Genomic DNA, 17,493 nt, shown 5'->3' on the forward strand with positions numbered 1-17,493 from the left:
AATTCCTATAGTTTTATCTTTGTTTGCAACCGATTTAGACCGTCTTTGAATGGCTGTATCAGTGTTTTGATCATTTCACGCAAAACCCATCTACCATTAATACTTTTCCAAGGTGGGCAGGCAATAACACTTCGCAGTGTAATCAGAACAGCTCGGATTCGTCGCCCACTAGCCCAGTTAACTTTGCCTAGACAAGCATATAGCATCAGTTGTTGATCGAGTCCCATTGATTCTGGATAGGTTTGGGATAAACGCATTAATTCTTGAACATGAAAATTAGCTGCATCAACTTGACTCAGATCAGCATAGAAAATTCCCAAATAAGAATGGAAATGAAAAATATCTCTAAAGTAGCCGTTTTCTTGAGATAAAGCTAATCCTTTGTAAGCATATTGAATTGCCATTATATGATCTTTAAGACATTGACTACAGAACAAAGCCATATCTGCCAGGGATTTTATTCTTAAGAAGAATACATTCATCTCCTCGCTTATTCTTAGAACTTCTTCGAGATAAGTCAAGGCTTTATCATCGCCATTAAATGTATAAACTTGACCTAGATTGCGAAGTGTATCAGCATAAACTACTGGATTTTGTTCAGGAGACAAACGGCAAACTAGTTTCTCAAAAGCAGCAGCAGACTTTTTAATATTACCTGTCCAAAGATAACCATAGGCTAAGTCTGATAGGGCTTGTTCTTGTAAATTACTATTTTCGGTTGTATTTGCCAGATTTAATGCTTTATTCAGCAGTTTGAGTCCTCGCCGCATCTTCAAATTGTTAATATAGGATCGACCCATAATACACAGAGAGGCTACTTGCTGATCTATGTTACTGCTCAATTTCGACAAAGAAAATTGTTGCTCAAAGTGCACAACTGCCGCTTTGAAGTTCGACCATTCATAATAAGTTTTACCTATTCCATAATTAGCCAGAATTTGACAATCAACATCGTTAAATTTTTGAGCAATTCTTAGCTGTTTCTCATGATATGCTATGGCCGATCTGAAATTTCCAGCTCTACGATAGGCTTGGCCTATTCCATCCAAGCAGAGTAAATCTATAGTAGGACTAATGTGTTCATAGACTCCTTCGTATAGCTCAATTTGCTGTCGGTGTTTTCCCCACTTTTCAAGTTGTTTGTGGAATGGTGTTTGGTTTACGCCAACGGGCCAGCACATGAGAATGTAGGCCAGATCCCAACACTCCAACATGCGAGCATGATAGGAGGCTTCAAATAAATCTTTCACATCCTCAAATTGAGCAGCATTAGCTAGAGATAAAGTGTCATAGGTTAAATAATTACCCAGAGCAGCTTGATGAGCCAATTGTTTAATTGAAGTACCACTACTCTTGATTCGATTAGGATCAAAGTTTTGCACTAAATCTTCTAGCTCAGGCGGCAAAAAATCCAATAAGAGCGACTGAAGACTTTTGGATTCCTCAATTTTGCGATCGCACATATTTAGTTATCTATATTCTCAGAATTATCCAGATGATCTTTGGCAACGCTACGAATTAAATTGTGTTGCCTTAAGTGATAGCCTGGGGCAATTTCCAACAGAGATCGATCGAGCAGCGTATAAAGAGCTTTTTCGCATTGTTCATCTGACCAGCCCAAGCGTCTAACTGAGTTCAACAAAAAATCTTCTGTCACAGGTTCTCGATGGACAGAAGCAATACACATGAGTAGATACGCATCCGGTAGATCTTGATATAGACGCTTAAAGGATTCTTCAATCCGCGATCGCACTGCCCGACGCAATTCCTGAGAATATCGATCTAGCTCTAATGTGACGCGGCTTTGTTCAACCGCCTCAATTTTGCCGCCATACTGCTGCCAATAAGCCACCACTTCACCATCAAACCGCTCCCAGATATCACCCGCAATCACTCGCAGGGCCAGGGGATGACCTTCATAGGCGGCACCAATACGAACCAAATAATCCTGCTCCAAACTGGCTGGTTCTAACTCAAATCCTTGCCGTTGAAAAAGCAGGGTTTGTTCTTCAGCATTTAACCCTTGAAGCCGCTGATGCCAGAAGCGCGTGTGATACCGCTGACCATGAACCTGCAGGTCTCCGGGCAAATCTTGAGAGGTCAAAAGAATTCGGCTGTGGCAGCTTTCTTGGCCCAACAATCGATGAAAGAAAAGATCCCACAGCGGATCAACAAAATTGCTCCATCCCGTTTGTTCATCTCCTTTCAAAATCTGCTCTAGCGAATCAATGACAACCAAATAATGCTGGTTTGCCAGTAGCTGTATCCAGCGGCTGATCAGCTGTTCCGGTTGCTGCTGTTCTTCCTCAGCCACGGGTTGCGAAATTTGTTCGAGAGCAACCCGCGCTGCATCAACAAACTGCACATGGGGTTGAGCTTCAAAATTGAAGAAAATTGTGTGCGAATACTGCGATCGCAATGACCGGACAAACTGTTCTATCAAGGCCGTCTTGCCGATGCCTGTAATTCCTGTAACGATAAGCAGGCGACAGGATTGAATTTGTTCATTCAACGTATTCAGTAGCGCCGCTCTACCGACCCAAGTGGAAGCATCCTGTTCGGTTTCACTCGGTAGCGAGACTTCAACCACTTCTTCCCAGGGCAGTTCAAGCGCGCGGCAAATTCGCTGAAATGTTGTAGCTTTTAGCAACTTTCTGGCTCGAAAGCGTTTTAGAGTTGACTCAGACACCTCAGCCTTCATGCACCAAGCAGGGGATTGCTTGCGCCAGCCAAATCGTTCCAGAATTGTATCAACTCGTTGAAGTCCAGACGGAGAAAGCCGTAGACGGCTCGGTGGGGGTACAGATTCAGTCATGCTTGATGGCTTTTACGTTTCAGGTAAAGCGTGCCTATCTAACGCTGGATGATTTCAACAGCATTGATTCACGTTCTTGCATGTGCAAATTGAGACCCAAAGAAATTAGGCGTTGCTTAATCTGGGTATGAATTGTGATCTGGGGACGGTGCTCCCGGATCATAATTCATGCTTAAAATTAGCAATCCCCCAAATTATTGTGCTGGTGCAAATAACACAATATTTCTCTGAGGGTTGATGCAAGATGTGGATTTAACTACTCAATATAGGCACTCAATATAGACACTAAACACACAGCCCAAATTCCTCTCAGAATTTGACCTAAAATTCAACCTAAAATCTGACCCGATCCGTTCCCTGTCATCATATACGCTCATCTCATACAAAATCCAGCCATAAATCCCCAAAATTACGAATGCAAGTTTCCTCAACAGGATTTGCTTGGCGCAGTCTCACCCTGTGTAACATCAAAGTCCCAAATGCTATTTACCATTACACCATGATGGCAAAATAGCATTTGGGACTTTTACTTTTCATAAAGATAATCTGTGAGTTTTGGTACAAATATAGCTCTATTAAATAGCTGATAAATTGAGTCAATTATGAACAGGCCGCCCCGCTGGGACGGCCTGTTCATAATCAACGTAAGATTGCCATGTAACTTATTTACTCACCAGGGGTTGAGGATTATCCCAATCGGGTGCTAGTCCCTCCGGATCAACCAAACGCTGATCGCCTCTCAACTTGCTGATGGCCTGCATCTCTTGAGGAGAAAGCTCAAAGTCAAACAGATCAAAGTTTTCAGCAACATGCTGAGGATTACTAGAGCGGGGAATGGCAACGATACCCTGCTGCATAATCCAGCGTAGCGTCACTTGAGTTGCCGACTTCTGATGCTGCTGTGCGATCTCTAAAATGGTGTCATCATGCAGCACTTGGCCCTTAGCAATGGGTCGATAGGCCGTGATTTCCATGCCTAAACGGCGAGCAGCTTGAATGACTTGTTCCTGGTTGAGATAGGGGTGATACTCAATCTGGTTTGTAATCAGCGTACCTTCACCGCAGATTTCGGCAGCCTGCTGCATCAGATCAATCGTAAAGTTGCTCACGCCAATGTAGCGAGCTTTGCCGGACTGCTGCACCGCCATTAATACATTCAGCGTTTCCGCTAGAGGCACGGTGCGGCTGGGCCAGTGGAGCAGCAGCAGGTCTACGTACTCGGTGTCTAGCTTGGCTAAACTCTCGTCTACAGATCGGGGCAACTCAGTTTTGCTAAAGCGATCGGGCCAGATCTTCGTGGTTAAGAACACATGGGCACGGGGCAGACCAGATGCCCGAACCGCGTGACCAACCGCAGCTTCATTGCCATACGCTTGAGCAGTATCGATATGTCGATAGCCTACTGCTAGAGCATGTTGCACAATTTCACTGGCCGTATTGCCTTCTAACTGGTAGGTTCCAAGTCCCAGTAGGGGAATTAGTCCATGTGCCTCAAGCGTCATAGTGTTCTCCGTTTCATGTTCTCTAGGTGGCCGTCTGTCGATGCTAACGATAGAAAATCTGCGATCGCATCTTTCTATGGACACGACTATCGATGATTCTCGTCTTGCACCAAAGCCCAAAGGCAGAGGGCTAGCGAAAGAGCCTCGGATAAGATGATGAGAGCACTGTCGGGAGGATTGGGAGGAGTTAGATAGATGCCAAAGGTAATTGGCGCAGGTCTGGGTCGCACAGGTACGAATTCGCTCAAGCTAGCACTGGAGCGCTTACTCGGTGAGCCTTGCTATCACATGATTGAGGTGTTTGGCCATCCAGAGCACGTCCCACTTTGGCATGCAGCAGCACTAGGCGAGACGGTGGATTGGTCAGTGATTTTTGACGGCTATGCCGCTACAGTGGATTGGCCTTCTGCTTCGTTTTGGCCAGAGCTGAGTGACGCCTATCCAGATGCGCTAATCATCTGGTCGTACCGAACGCCAGAATCGTGGTGGAAAAGTGCTAGCTCGACTATCTTCCCAAAACTACAGGAAACGGAAGGCCAGTGGTACGAGATGATGTATACGCTATTGGACAAACGATTCACCCTCAATCTCAATGATCCAGATGCCTGCATCGCTGCGTTTCATCGGCACAATGAGCAGGTTCTTGATGCAGACTTGGGTAATCGGCTGCTCAAATGGCAAGCAAGCGATGGCTGGGAACCCATCTGTCAAGCACTCGGCGTAGACATACCCAATGAACCGTTCCCTCACGTTAATTCGACAGCAGATTTTCTGAAGCGTACCTAAAATCGCATTAGGCAACGAAATTCTGACCCCAGACGCAGACGCAATGCGTCATTACCATCATCCTGGATTCTTGAGCCAAGATTAGGAGATCAGGAGAAAGACAATAGTGGAACGTAAACAGTGGAATGTAAACAACAATTATGAGTTCACGCTTGATAGAGGTGTTTCTGCCAGAAGCAGAACGGGCAAAAGTTGAAACACTTTTGGCAGATCACGAAGCGGCTGAAGCCTGGTACGAAGCACTGTCGCAACAGCAGCTATGGGTAAGAATTTTTATTGATGCAACTAAAACTGAGGCGATTATTGACCAGTTCGACCAGCAGTTTGACGGCGTGGAAGGGTTTCGGCTACTGCTGTTAGAGGTAGAAGCTTCGTTGCCATATGAAGCCAATAACGACTCAAAATCGGTACAAGAATCCGTTCAGGAAGAAGTCTCATCCGACGTTGAAACCAAGCTCAATCCTAAAGAATCGCGGATTTACCGAGCAGAAATTTATGACCGAGTGGCAGGCAGTGCTGAACTCTCTTGGTCACAACTAGCGATGGTGCTGCTTTCAACTGCGATCGCAACTATTGGTATTCTGCGCGACAACCAAGCGGTGGTGATTGGCGCAATGGTGATTGCACCGCTGTTAAAGCCGAATATGGCGCTGGCCGTTGCCACGACGCTGGGCGACACCTCACTGGCCATTCGTACCGTTCTAACAGGCATGGTAGGCGTTTTGCTGGCGCTGATCTTCGCGGTAGGCATCGGTTTAGCGGTGCCCGTAGACCTCAGCTCATCCGAAATTGCCAGCCGCATTCACGTCGGTTGGTCAGATGGAATCTTGGCTTTTGCGTCGGGGATGGCAGGTGCGATCGCGCTGACGACTGAAGAACGCAGCAGCATTGTCGGCGTCATGGTATCGGTGGCGTTGCTGCCGCCCTTGGTAGTGCTGGGATTGCTCTTGGGAGCAGGCTTTTGGGCAGAGGCAATCAGCTCTGCTTTACTGGTAACAACTAATTTAATTTGCCTCAACCTAGCGGCTGTCACCACCTTTCTGGTGCAGGATCTACGCCCCCGACAGTGGAAAGAAGTGCCCAAAGCCAAGCAGGTCACGCAGATGGCCTATGGGATTTGGCTTGTGCTGTTAATGGGCTTAGTTGGTGTGATATGTCTTACCCGATTAGATCGGGTGCCAATGTTCTAATGGATTGAATTCACCACAAGCTAAAGAAGTAGTGATTAGGTGCGATCTCATACACACTTTCTAATACGAAATCCACCTATAGAAAACAGCTTTTACAAGTAAATCGATATGAATTTGGGTGCACTCAATGCAAGATTCAGATCCCTATATTAATGATGGATTTTGGCTCAGTTGCCACGACGTCCGCAGGTAGCCGGCATCAACCATCATCAGCGGCATTTGATGCTGTTGCAGCACCGCCTGAATTCGCTGAAAGGCTTCCGGTAACTGGTTAAACGGAATACCCGGAAAGGCATGATGCACTGAATGATAATGCAGTCCCCCAACTAACCAACCAATGCCTGGTAAAACATGCAGATTGCGACAGGTGTAAAGTTGGGTAGTTTGGTACTTGCCGTGGTTTCCCCAAAGACCATAATGCTCCAGGTGATCGCGCATCTGAATGCCAATACCGATCGTACGCTCCAGAATAAACTAAAACAGCAGGTACTCCAGTAGACTGTGGCCACTGGCGAGGACAAACGCAATTAAGCAGCCCTGCATCACTACAATGCCGCCGCCATCCATGATCAGCTGCCAAGATAGTCGCGGTGTCGCTGTTCGCAGGACAACGCCTTTATAGAGCGTTTTCAAAATCATGCCGATACCGCTAGCGATGAAGATATCCACACGCCACTGATGGCGAACATACCAGCGCAGCAGCGGATGGGCTTGCTCATATTCCTGCACTGTCCACTGCACTCGCTCTGGATCGCGCAGATTGCGGCCATTCCAGCTATGGTGCAGACGGTGTAGTTCGCTATAGACGCCAAACGGCCACAGCATCGGCCAAGAAATCAGGCGCGAGGACAGCTCATCGAACCAAGCCCAGCCGCTCAGGGTATGGTGAACCGCATCGTGGGTGCAAATTAGCCAGAACGTGTATAGAATTCCGGCCAAAACTGTCCAGACAACAAATGAGATCGCAGTTTCAGCGCCCCAAGCCAAGCTCACTAGCGCCAGAAAGCTGCCACCCAGCACGACAAATCTCAACAGTCCAATCCACGCATTGACCTGATGTAAATCTTTCGTTACGGCTATCAGGTCTTGAGTCAACGAGTCCGACATTGTAGTTAACCTCCAGTTGCGATCGCATATCACTCCGATTGCGCACCCCGCCATATCTGGTTAATCTCCAAATCTGGTTGAAAACCCATAGTTTATTTTTTGTGAAATGTTTGCGGAGCAAACGTTTCACAAAAAATAAATTGGCTTCTGATAAACAGACTTGATGTAATCTCCCATCTTGCATTCCATATCAGCCAACTACCGCTATACAAGATATGAGTAAATCTATTGTATGCAAATGAATCCGGCGACCTAATGAAATGTTGCGCGACGTATATCTTGCAGCCCTACCAGAAAGATAATTTCACATTGGATCAGGATGGATCAGGATAAGGAGAATAGAACTTGTGAATAATACAGTCAATATTGCCAAGAGTGCGATCGCAGGTTTGGTCGGTGTCGTCACCACGGCTACAGCGCTGCTGGGCTGTGAGTCCCTGTCAGCCCAGGAACACCTTACACCAGCGGAAATCTACATCGGTCTGTGGCAAGGCGTAGACGAAGTCGATGGTGGCCACTCGATCCGCTCCATCGTACCGGATGGCTCAGGCTTTAAGGTGATTGGTCGCGACACCTGGCACGGCCCTTGTGGCTATGGCGATCCAGCAGTGGGCATTTCCAGAGTGCAGGTCGAGCAAGAGTCACTACAAGGAACACTGGAGTTAGACTGTCAGGCAGGAGAGACAGCCGAGAGCGGCGATCGCTCGTTTAGCGTGCGCTACACCTACGACGCAGCGACCCAAACGCTAACCGAAACCTTTCTCGATCCTGAAACCGGAGAACCGCTTGGCCGTCCTCCAATCATATTCTTCCGCATTTCCCAGTAGGGGCGAATGGCATTCGCCCTTATCTAAATGGCATTCGCCCTTACCTAAATGGCATTCGCCCTTACCTAAGGATTGTGGATTAAATAACCTGTAAACCGTTTCATCTGTAGGGACACGGCAATGCCGTGTCCCTACCTCAAAGATTTCACCTTATTAAATCCGCCTTCCTAAATGATATTTGTCTTACTCATATCTTGCACTTTGCACTTTGAGAACCCGAAGAGGTTGTTTTGCCGCAGCATCGCGGCGGCAAAACAACCCTTCTGGGTTTTGGTGCAAGATGTGAGTCTTACCCTAATGTCTCACCTAAACGGCATTCGCCCCTACCCAATGTCGATGGGTTCAGATATACACAACTAAGGACATTGGCGTAACCCTACCTGAAGGGCAAATAGCCATTTCCCCCTACATGGCATTCTCCAGATTTGGGACAAAAAAGACTCAACCTTGCGGTTGAGTCCAGATCAGTTGAGGAGATGAGATGACGAATTTCAGGAACTGCGTCCTTTACAGCACAACCGATAGCTCTTGGCTGAGCATGATTCGCTGCCGCTTGACAGCTCGCAGTAGACGATTAATTGAACTCTGCTCTTCCTCACTCAGGTCGCCGGATAATAGCGCGGCTGCAATGCCGTAGCGATCGGCTTGAGTGAGCTGACCCGATTGGGTCGCTTGAGCAAACAGTTCAGCAATTGCGCCGGGGAGAACGAGGGAAGCAGCCATGACAAAACGGTGAAACTCGATACTATTAGTATCGATGGCTGAGATGGTTTTCTCCGTGACCGCCACAGGTTTCGAGGCGTGATAGATTTTGGCAAGATGCGTGACCGATTGTGGCCTAAATCGGAGACACAGATCACACAAAATGCTTTGGGGGGGATGGCGATAATGGCCGATTTACGCTAAAGATAGCTTGAACTCTTTATTACGTTTGATAGCGTCAGCGCTAACCATGTCTCAACAGCCGACTCCCCGCGAGATTCTTGCAACCCTTCTGCCCACATTGAAGCTAGCCGCTCGCTATGCTCAGCAGATCCAGCCCCACATTAGGGCGCAACCGAGTAAAGACTACGACAATATCTTTGCCGCTGCCCTCAGCGATGCCGATCTATCCGTGCAAACCATGATCGAAGTGGCGCTGTTAGGGACGTTTCCGGACGTGCGCTTCTTTGGCGAAGAGTACGAGAAATCCTACAACACCAAATATTTTCGGGCTATTACACTGGGCGAGCCAGATGATTACCTGATCACACTCGATCCGATTGACGGCACTCGGTTTTATCTAGATGGTCATGCCAACTACTGTGTGATTTTGACCATTCTGAATCGGGATGAATATGAAGCCGCGATCGCACTTTTTCCAGCCCAAGACATTTACTACTACGCATTCCGAGGCGAGGGAGCCTATCGCGGCACGTTTGCTGATGCGCTGGAAGATTGTCTACCGTTTCATCTCAGCACCACCAGCAACAGCGTTTATCTCACTCGCGATATGGAATCCGATATCTATACGGCCCTCTCTGACCGCTATCAGGCGCTATGTCTGTCCGTTGATTACTCAGCTGAGCAGCAAATTCCAAACCATACCGACATTCTGAGCGGTCAGCTCTGTGGCTCGGTACTTGAAAACGGTAAGTTTATTGACAGTGCTGCGATCGCATTTTTGGCCCAGGAAGCTGGAGGAATCGTCACCACCTGGGACGGCAGCGCACCACCACCGCTCTGCACAAGCAATCAATATCAGCGCCCCGGCCTACTGATTGCCGCCTCTCCCGAGATTCACCGGGATCTATTACAAGTTGTGCAGTCTAGAGCAGCAGCGTTCTAATCACATAGCCGCGCCAAAACAAGAAGGGGTATTTTGCTGCCGTGTGCGCCAACAAAATACCCACTTCAAACTCCATTTACAACCTGCAAATGGGAGCCGCTAAATTTAGCTGCCTTCATTATGTGAGGAAAACTACCAAATCAACAGACCCGTCATGGGTACTCTTGATGGCATTTGACGGGTAGCGAGACTTATTCAAATCCGTGTATAAGAACCACTGATTGGTGTGAAAAGTTGGCTTGGGCCAACCTTTCACACCAATCAATCATCGGGGTTTAACCGGACTGCGGATTCCAAATCTTATCGTGATTCCAGTTAAGAGTGAGAAAATAAGAGAGGAGAGTGCCTCATGATGAGGCACTCTCCTCTCTTATTTTGATCTCGAACCGCTATATTTCACAACCCTACTGACAAGTGACTGTAAAAAGCTTGATGCGTTGAGCATCGTGGCTGATAAGTTATTGCTGTACTGCAATCCTGGTGTCACGTTGATTTGCAGCAGTGGGGGAAGATTGGGAGCCACCGCGCTGAAGAACTGCCCATCGTCAAACACGAGTCGATTGGCTGTACTCGCCACAAATGAACCTGCGACATCCAACTGGGCATTCGGGCCAAATACAATGCCGTTAGGATTGAGCAGATAGAGATTAGCAGTTCCTTCTACCCCCAGAGTGCCCAAAATGTTCGAGCTGCTGTTACCCGTCACCCGTGAGAAAATATTCAGCGTGCCAGCCGGGTTCGCAAAATAAGCTGCTCGATCCTGCCCCACATTAAATGCATCAAAACTATGGAATAAATGAGCGCCGCGAACAGCTCCTCCCTCAATGACATCGCGACGGTTATTCACCGTTCTGACACGGGATGACTCGGCACCCAGCGTATTGTCAGGTGTGATTTGAGCCAATACAGCAGGTGTGAGGAGACTAAGCCAGCCGTGAAGCGCAAGTACTGGCAGCAGTCGCCAAATGTAGCGAGAGGACGGATGTGCCATAGTCCAACAGTGGAATAACCACTTTAAGACTAATACTCAACAGATGCTGCAAGCTGTGTCTGGGCCTAAATCGCTAAAAAAATCAACCGAAGTATAAATACTTAAACACTACTCGTTCTGTTGTGCTGGTTATGAGCTGGGGACTTCCAGCTACTGATCGATGAATAACCGTAATTTGCGGAAGATCAGTCGCAGCATCGTCTCTTGCCGAGTGATGATATCTGCTCTGCCCTGCATCCCCGCTTGCAGAGTGCAGGTTTGACGGGTGGTATGTAGTGTTAGCTGCTGGGGTTGGATCGTCACGTCGTAAACGGCGGCGGTGGACGAACTCGTGCCATCGGGCCTATCTGAGTTCTGAACGTGAGCATCGGGTGCGATCGCACTTACCACTCCCGCAGCTACTCCATAGTCAGGATAGGGACAGCTATCAATCCGCATCTGTACGGTTTGACCGATTTCCACCTGGCTAATGTGGGCTTGACTGACCGCAGCCTTGATCTCTAGCTCGGTTTGAGTTGGTGAAATATAGCCAATAATGTCGCCGACCTGCACGACCTGCTGCGAGTTGCGTAAGTCCATTGTTTGCACAATGCCATCTATCGGACTACGGATAATCACTTGGCTCAAATCTGTTTCCAGCTGCCGGAGGTCTTGCTGGCGATTCAGCAGTTGGTCTTGCAGATCGGCCTGCTGCTGCTGAATTTGCTGCCGAGTTTGCGCTAGTTGAGCCAGAGTAGCATCGCGATTTGCGATCGCTTGGGCCACAGATTGCTGTGACTGTTCAACTTCAGCCGCAGTGGGATTTAGGGCCGCGCGGGCACGCTCCAAACGAGCCTGAGCCGTCTCCAGCGCCGCCGCTTTCTCTTCAATTTGCAGATCGGCGACAGCACCGGTATTCGCTAATTGGCGAAACCGATTTAGCTCCTCTTCCGCAAACTTCACAGCAGCTTCTGCCTCGCGTACATTGGCCTGCGAGATCGCATCTTGATCCTGATATTGCCGCTGGGCCAGTTTCAGTTCCGCTTCTGCACTTGCGATCGCACCCGCAAGCCGAGATTGTTCAGCGGTGATTTGATTCTCAAGTGCAGTTAACTGTTGGCTAGCTTGCTGAATTTGGGTCTGGAGTTGATCAATGGTGATGTCAAGCTGACGCTTTTGGGTTTGTTGGGCGGTGTCATCGAGAACTGCGATCGCATCGCCCTGCTGCACAGTTTGATTGGCCTGCGCAATGATTTCGGTGACGGTGCCTGCGGTTGCAGCTTGAACGACGCGCAAGTCTCCGGCGGGACGAATAACAGCTGGAGCCTTGACAGTGACGTTGTATTTGAACAACGCCGCAAAGGTCAGAACGCCACCAAAGACGCCAAGCAAGGCGACACCACCCAGTTTCGACCAGCGAGAGATGGGCGGCAAGAACTCGTCGGGAGTGACGGTTCGGAGTGATATGGGCTGTTTAACAGTCACATCTATTGTCAGAACATTAAGCTAAGGCTACTATTATCGCTCAGTCCAGCGGTTTAATCCCAGCCAGTAAGTCAGTTACGGCTTCTGCTTCCACCTCACAATCACAGCTAGCCGAGACGCGCAGCAGTTGGTCTGAATCAGGTGATGTACCGAGAAAGACGGCACTATAACCAGACATTGAGCTGACAACGTAACCGTTCAAGCCACTATGTTGATAGGGCACTACGTCAGTTACAGCCGGGCTGCGACTGCCATCAGGGTTCGTGGCATAGCCAACTGACCAGATTGCCTGTTCGCGCAGGCTCATAGCTGGATCCGGCTCAACCTGTTCAATCGTTTCAGAATAATAGCCATGTGCCCCAGTACCGCCCCTAGCAATACACTGGAGCCACTCAAAGTCATCGGGATGCAAGATCTGGACTGCACCATCCTGGAGCTTCATAGCTCGGTAGTTTTCTGGAATCTCAATACTAATGCCAAAATCTGGTAGCTCAACGGTACGAGTGGTTTCGGCAGCGGGCTCATAGCTGCCATCCGTTTCACACTGTTGGCTCAACTGCGCCTGCACCCCAGATGGAGCAAGAACGGCGCTGATGAGTAGTGCTATGCTAGCCAGTCCAGTCGGAAAATATAGTCGGTGAAGCATATTTACTATCTAATCGATCGCATTCAACCAGTACCATTTTATTTTCATTCTATCTGAAGCAATTTCAGGATTAAATAGAATCTACAATTTCATCTGCTAAAGGATTCCAGCAGTTTTGAGAAATATTTACCTGGCTATTTAAATGAGTTGAATCAGCCATGAAGAGTGTAAATGCGGGTTGAAGAAGCTGAGAATACTGCTGTTCGAGACTATCTGTTTTTGCTTTTGCTCCCCAGCGAGCATAGCTGTAATAAGCACTATGCAAATAGTCAACCGCAATGCAGTCTTTTCCCCAATTTAGATAAAATTTTGCAGCTAATTCATTAGCTAAAGCTTCATCATTAATATAGCCATTCGTTTTGGCAGCCTGAATAACCTGGTCATAGCCCTGAATCGCATCTTCATACTGCTCAAGTACACGATATCGTTCAGCTTCAATCAGCTGCCATTTATGCCAGTGATTCATTGGAGCATGCGTCGCCCATTGCTTTAGCTGGGCCTGATTACCAGATAAACGCTGCCACTGTTGATCGGTTGGCAGTGTAGCTTCAGCCAACGCCACTAGCATTATCAGAGAATCATAGAAATAAAAAACTGGCTCGATAATTGTGCCCGCACAACCACTTAAATATTGCCGAGCTTGTTCAGCATCTCGTTTTGCCTGGTTAAAATTTCCTAGTAAAAAATTCAACACTAACCGATGCAGATAAAAAATACATAGCCGGAATCTATCGCCAGATTGTTTGATTTCAGATAAGAGCGTATCTTCATACGATATTTGACGCAGGCATATTTCTTCCTCCGATTCTCCTAACAAAATGCGAGCTGTTTCCCAGTAAATGAAATAGTGTTTAGCGGTTGTATCACGTTTAAGATCCAGCAAGTGCTGGTGATAGTTCTGAATTTGGGTCGCCAGCTCAGCCAGTGATTGTCCCGACCAGAAGGCATTGAGGGCAAAGACTTGAACAATATAAACAATAAATTCTAGATTGCCCGTGTCTAATCCAGCCTGAAAGGCATCTTGAAAAATAGGAAGGCTTTCTTTTAAGTGGGCAGTGCGATGGTGAATGTAACCTGCAAAAATATTAAACGTGGAGGCTCGAACGTATTTGGCCTCCGGATCTAGGGCAAGCTGATAGGCGAGTTGGCCAAACTGCTGCGCTTGGGCGCTTTCTTCTCCTGACAGATAGAGCTGGAACGCATAGCCGACATAGCCAACAGGAGAGCTTGGGCTGTTGCCAAACTGAATAGAAAGCTTAACCTGCAAGGCGACAACCAACGGGTAGAGGGGAGAACCCGTCATGTAGCAGGCAGGCGAGATGCTGTCTGCAATCTGTAGGATCGCGAGTGTTGTGGCATCCGTGGCTTTAGGCAGATGAAGGAGATCGGGGATTAAACTGGCGATGTAATCAGGCGTTGTCTGATCAGCAGATTGGGTTGAATATTGGACTGAAGTGCGATCGCAGATCAGCCGTTCAATGTCCTGTTTAGCTTGTTGCACATCGTTAGGCGTGGGCTGCTCAGGAAAGCTGATGCCCAATTGTTGCAAAACAGCCAATCCCGTTTCTATCGCTGTGGTAAAGGCATTGCGGGTATTGAGTGACTGAATTTTGACCTGATAGGATGGCACCTGATCCAGCGGCGTCTTAGCCTGTTGAATGATGGTTTCGATCCAGCGATCCATCTGTTCAAATTCACCGTTGAGCGAAGCAACCTCAGCGGCCAGTTCATACAGCGCAAGAGTTAGCTCATATTGGCGCTGCCAGGTGTCGTCACTTAATACAGATAGTCCAACCTGAACGTAAGCATAGGCCGCTTCATAAGCGGTTGCGGCTCTGGCCTTGCGTCCTGCTCTCAGATTGAGCTGCGCCAGTTCATCCCGCTGCGACTGTTCGGTGATGAGCGAAACACCATAGTTGAGCTGGTTGACCAATTCAAAAATGCGCTCTTCTTTTGCCGTGGGCGACAGTCGGTGCAGAAGCAGTTGGCCAATCTGGTAATGTGCGATCGAACGTTCCGTCTCTGGAATCAGAGAATAAGCCGCTTGTTGAATCCGGTCGTGCAGAAACTTGTAGAGGGTGGAGGATGCCGCCGCCGTAGCCGCATCCCGAATGGCTGATTTTGCCTGGCACTCTGCAAGTTCAACCGGATCAACCGTGTTCCCATCTGCGCTAAAGAATTTGTAAACCTCATTTTGCGGCAGGATAAACCCCTCTTGCAGCGCCTGCCAAAGACTGACGGCGGTTTGACGGACGGACTGTTCACAGACAATTGCCAAGGTTGCTAAATCAAACTGGTTGCCGATGCAGGCGGCCCGCTTGAGCGTAGCTTGAGCCTGCGACGGTAGTTTTTGTAGCTGTAGCGCCATGAACTCGACTACATCATCGGTCAAGGCCAGCGTTTTGATTTGAGCGAGATCGCACTGCCAATAGCCAAGTGCCGTATTGAAGCTAATCAAGCCGTCTTCATACAGTGCCTTGAGAAACTGGGTGCTAAAAAAGGGATTGCCCGTTGTTTTTTGATACACCAATGCTGAAAACGGTTGCGCCACGGCCAGTGAACAGTGCAGCGTATCGGCAATTAGCTGGTTGAGACTGGTTGAGCTGAGCGGCTTGAGCGTAATGGTATGAACAGGAATCGTGGTTGGATGTAAATGAGTTTGGCGGATGTTGTTGATGGTGGATACGAGAGGGTGGGCGGCAGAGACCTCGTTGTCGCGGTAGGCCCCGATCAGAAGTAAATAGCCTGTAGCCGATTCAGCCACCAGTCGCTGCATCAGCTTTAACGAAGCCGAATCTGCCCACTGCAAATCGTCCAAAAAGATGACTAGCGGATGATCGGGAGTTGTAAAAACTTGAATAAATTGCTGAAATAGGAGATTAAAGCGATTTTGCGCCGCTGCGCCAGAAAGATCGGCAACGGCTGGCTGTGGCCCGATCATCCGCTCCAGCTCTGGAATTACATCCACAATCACCTGACCATTTTCACCAACTGCCGCTAGAATCTTTGTCTTCCAACTGTCCAGCGCGGCATCGCTTTCGCCCAGCAGCTGCTCCATCAAGTCGCGAAAGGCCTGCACAAAGGCAGAAAACGGGATGTTGCGATTAAACTGGTCAAACTTGCCCTTGATGAAATAGCCCCGCTGCTGGGCAATCGGCTTCTGGACTTCGTTGACCACTGCTGTTTTGCCCACCCCCGAATAGCCAGCAACCAGAACTAGCTCAGACTGAGGAATTCGCGCGTTATCCGGTTCAGCCTCTGAGTCTACGGTCGTATCATCCGCTACACCCGCCACTCGCGCAAAGGCCGCCAGTAGCTGAGCCACTTCGGCTTCACGACCGTAGAGTTTTTCAGGAATCAAAAAGCGATCGCAGATATCCCGCTGACCCAGTGGAAAGTCAGGAATCGTTCCCTGGGTTTGCCAATACCGTTGGCACCGTTGCAGATCATGTTGCAGCCCCAATGCGCTCTGATAGCGATCTTCGGCATTTTTAGCTATTAGCTTCAGCACAATGGCCGACAGAACGGGCGGAATGGCAGGATTGAGCTGGTGTGGCGGTGTAGGAGCTTTTGCCAGATGACAGTGGATCAGCTCCATTGGGTCATCAGAGGTGAAGGGAAGCTGGCCCGTCAGCAGTTCGTAAAACGTTACGCCCAGGGAATAAAGATCGGTGCGATAGTCAATCCCCCGATTCATGCGGCCCGTTTGTTCTGGCGAGAGATAAGCCAATGTTCCTTCTAGGGCATTGAACGTTTGCAGCGATTGCGTTTCACGCGGTAGCCGAGAGGAAAGGCTAAAGTCCGTTAGCTTGATATGTTGGGTGCCGGGATGGATCAGAATGTTGCTGGGCTTGATGTCTTTATGAATAATGCGATGCTGATAGAGCGCGTTTAATGTTTCAGACAGCTGAAGTGCGATCGCAAAAAAGTCACGCAAATGAATGATATAAGCTCGCCCGCCTTGCTGCTGGTTATCCATCCACTGCTTGAGTGAAATACCGCCATAATCCTCTAAAACCAGAGCATATCCGTTGTGATACGTTTCCAGGCTCTGGGGCTGAACAACATGGGGCAGGTTTAACGATTGGGTAATGCTGTACTGATTCCGGAACTGGATCAGTTCACTAAAGCTGGGATACTCATTGCGCAGTAGTTTGATAATGACGAGCTGGCCATCAGAGCAGCGTCGGCCTCTATACACCAGGCTTCTCGTGCTGGTGTAAATCGGTTCGAGAGTTTGATAGCCAGGGAGTTCCACCATAGAAGTTATTCTATCCGCAACGCTTGGCATAGTGGTATTGAGGTGATCATCGCTAACTTCACGAGCTGTGCCCAAT

The 17,493-nt window shown here is 48.5% G+C and carries 12 protein-coding genes and 1 pseudogene; 4 read left to right on the forward strand and 9 right to left on the reverse strand.

The annotated features are described in order from the left end of the window. Window positions 1-5: 5 nt before the first annotated feature. The 3 genes from AC286M_RS02250 to AC286M_RS02260 all read right to left on the reverse strand — a co-directional run bounded on the left by AC286M_RS02250 (window position 6) and on the right by AC286M_RS02260 (window position 4,317). Window positions 6-1,463, reverse strand: a complete 1,458-nt coding sequence (locus AC286M_RS02250; RefSeq protein ID WP_488202836.1) for a tetratricopeptide repeat protein — start codon at window positions 1,461-1,463, stop codon at window positions 6-8. A 2-nt stretch (window positions 1,464-1,465) separates the two neighbouring features. Next, window positions 1,466-2,815 carry an ATP-binding protein gene (locus AC286M_RS02255; RefSeq protein ID WP_488202837.1) on the reverse strand — a complete coding sequence of 450 codons (1,350 nt, stop codon included), beginning with the start codon at window positions 2,813-2,815 and terminating at the stop codon, window positions 1,466-1,468. Window positions 2,816-3,477: 662 nt separating this feature from the next. After that, entirely contained in the window at window positions 3,478-4,317 is an 840-nt protein-coding gene (locus tag AC286M_RS02260) for an aldo/keto reductase (protein ID WP_488202838.1), read from the reverse strand. Between the two features lie 195 nt (window positions 4,318-4,512). On the opposite strand from AC286M_RS02260, the gene AC286M_RS02265 reads away from it, so the two are divergent. Both AC286M_RS02265 and AC286M_RS02270 read left to right on the forward strand, forming a co-directional pair. Next, window positions 4,513-5,103 carry a sulfotransferase family protein gene (locus AC286M_RS02265; protein ID WP_488202839.1) on the forward strand — a complete coding sequence of 197 codons (591 nt, stop codon included), beginning with the start codon at window positions 4,513-4,515 and terminating at the stop codon, window positions 5,101-5,103. A 140-nt stretch (window positions 5,104-5,243) separates the two neighbouring features. Continuing rightward, window positions 5,244-6,293: a TIGR00341 family protein gene (locus tag AC286M_RS02270; RefSeq protein WP_488202840.1), complete on the forward strand. Its 1,050-nt coding sequence runs from the start codon at window positions 5,244-5,246 to the stop codon at window positions 6,291-6,293. 144 nt (window positions 6,294-6,437) lie between these two features. On the opposite strand, the pseudogene AC286M_RS02275 reads toward AC286M_RS02270, so the two are convergent. Further along, window positions 6,438-7,454: pseudogene (locus AC286M_RS02275) on the reverse strand (fatty acid desaturase family protein). 293 nt (window positions 7,455-7,747) lie between these two features. Between AC286M_RS02275 and AC286M_RS02280 the strand changes: the two are divergent. Further along, window positions 7,748-8,227 carry a hypothetical protein gene (locus AC286M_RS02280; RefSeq protein WP_488202841.1) on the forward strand — a complete coding sequence of 160 codons (480 nt, stop codon included), beginning with the start codon at window positions 7,748-7,750 and terminating at the stop codon, window positions 8,225-8,227. A 507-nt stretch (window positions 8,228-8,734) separates the two neighbouring features. Here AC286M_RS02280 and AC286M_RS02285 read toward each other — a convergent pair. Continuing rightward, window positions 8,735-8,950, reverse strand: a complete 216-nt coding sequence (locus tag AC286M_RS02285) for a hypothetical protein (RefSeq protein WP_488202842.1) — start codon at window positions 8,948-8,950, stop codon at window positions 8,735-8,737. Between the two features lie 229 nt (window positions 8,951-9,179). Here AC286M_RS02285 and AC286M_RS02290 point away from each other — a divergent pair, with 229 nt between their 5' ends. Further along, the gene (locus tag AC286M_RS02290) at window positions 9,180-10,055 is read left to right on the forward strand and encodes an inositol monophosphatase family protein (protein WP_488202843.1); all 876 of its coding nucleotides are present in this window, start codon (window positions 9,180-9,182) and stop codon (window positions 10,053-10,055) included. Window positions 10,056-10,425: 370 nt separating this feature from the next. On the opposite strand, the gene AC286M_RS02295 is transcribed toward AC286M_RS02290, so the two are convergent. From AC286M_RS02295 to AC286M_RS02310, 4 genes are all read right to left on the reverse strand, one after another. Then, the gene (locus AC286M_RS02295; protein ID WP_488202844.1) at window positions 10,426-11,046 is read right to left on the reverse strand and encodes a filamentous hemagglutinin N-terminal domain-containing protein; all 621 of its coding nucleotides are present in this window, start codon (window positions 11,044-11,046) and stop codon (window positions 10,426-10,428) included. A gap of 150 nt (window positions 11,047-11,196) precedes the next feature. Continuing rightward, window positions 11,197-12,510 (reverse strand): HlyD family secretion protein, encoded by a 1,314-nt coding sequence (locus tag AC286M_RS02300; RefSeq protein ID WP_488202845.1) that lies wholly within the window; start codon window positions 12,508-12,510, stop codon window positions 11,197-11,199. A 40-nt stretch (window positions 12,511-12,550) separates the two neighbouring features. Next, window positions 12,551-13,156: a hypothetical protein gene (locus AC286M_RS02305; protein ID WP_488202846.1), complete on the reverse strand. Its 606-nt coding sequence runs from the start codon at window positions 13,154-13,156 to the stop codon at window positions 12,551-12,553. Window positions 13,157-13,226: 70 nt separating this feature from the next. Next, on the reverse strand, window positions 13,227-17,417 hold the full coding sequence (locus AC286M_RS02310) for an ATP-binding protein (protein WP_488202847.1): 4,191 nt from the start codon (window positions 17,415-17,417) through the stop codon (window positions 13,227-13,229). Window positions 17,418-17,493 lie beyond the last annotated feature (76 nt).

Source organism: Thainema salinarum CENA647 (genome assembly GCF_057732415.1).

Bases quoted from the DNA above. Each gene is read 5' to 3' on its own strand.
- AC286M_RS02250 (WP_488202836.1), bottom strand. From the start codon at position 1,463: ATGTGCGATCGCAAAATTGAGGAATCCAAAAGTCTTCAGTCGCTCTTA.
- AC286M_RS02255 (WP_488202837.1), bottom strand. From the start codon at position 2,815: ATGACTGAATCTGTACCCCCACCGAGCCGTCTACGGCTTTCTCCGTCT.
- AC286M_RS02260 (WP_488202838.1), bottom strand. From the start codon at position 4,317: ATGACGCTTGAGGCACATGGACTAATTCCCCTACTGGGACTTGGAACC.
- AC286M_RS02265 (WP_488202839.1), top strand. From the start codon at position 4,513: ATGCCAAAGGTAATTGGCGCAGGTCTGGGTCGCACAGGTACGAATTCG.
- AC286M_RS02270 (WP_488202840.1), top strand. From the start codon at position 5,244: ATGAGTTCACGCTTGATAGAGGTGTTTCTGCCAGAAGCAGAACGGGCA.
- AC286M_RS02285 (WP_488202842.1), bottom strand. From the start codon at position 8,950: ATGGCTGCTTCCCTCGTTCTCCCCGGCGCAATTGCTGAACTGTTTGCT.
- AC286M_RS02290 (WP_488202843.1), top strand. From the start codon at position 9,180: ATGTCTCAACAGCCGACTCCCCGCGAGATTCTTGCAACCCTTCTGCCC.
- AC286M_RS02295 (WP_488202844.1), bottom strand. From the start codon at position 11,046: ATGGCACATCCGTCCTCTCGCTACATTTGGCGACTGCTGCCAGTACTT.
- AC286M_RS02305 (WP_488202846.1), bottom strand. From the start codon at position 13,156: ATGCTTCACCGACTATATTTTCCGACTGGACTGGCTAGCATAGCACTA.
- AC286M_RS02310 (WP_488202847.1), bottom strand. From the start codon at position 17,417: ATGGTGGAACTCCCTGGCTATCAAACTCTCGAACCGATTTACACCAGC.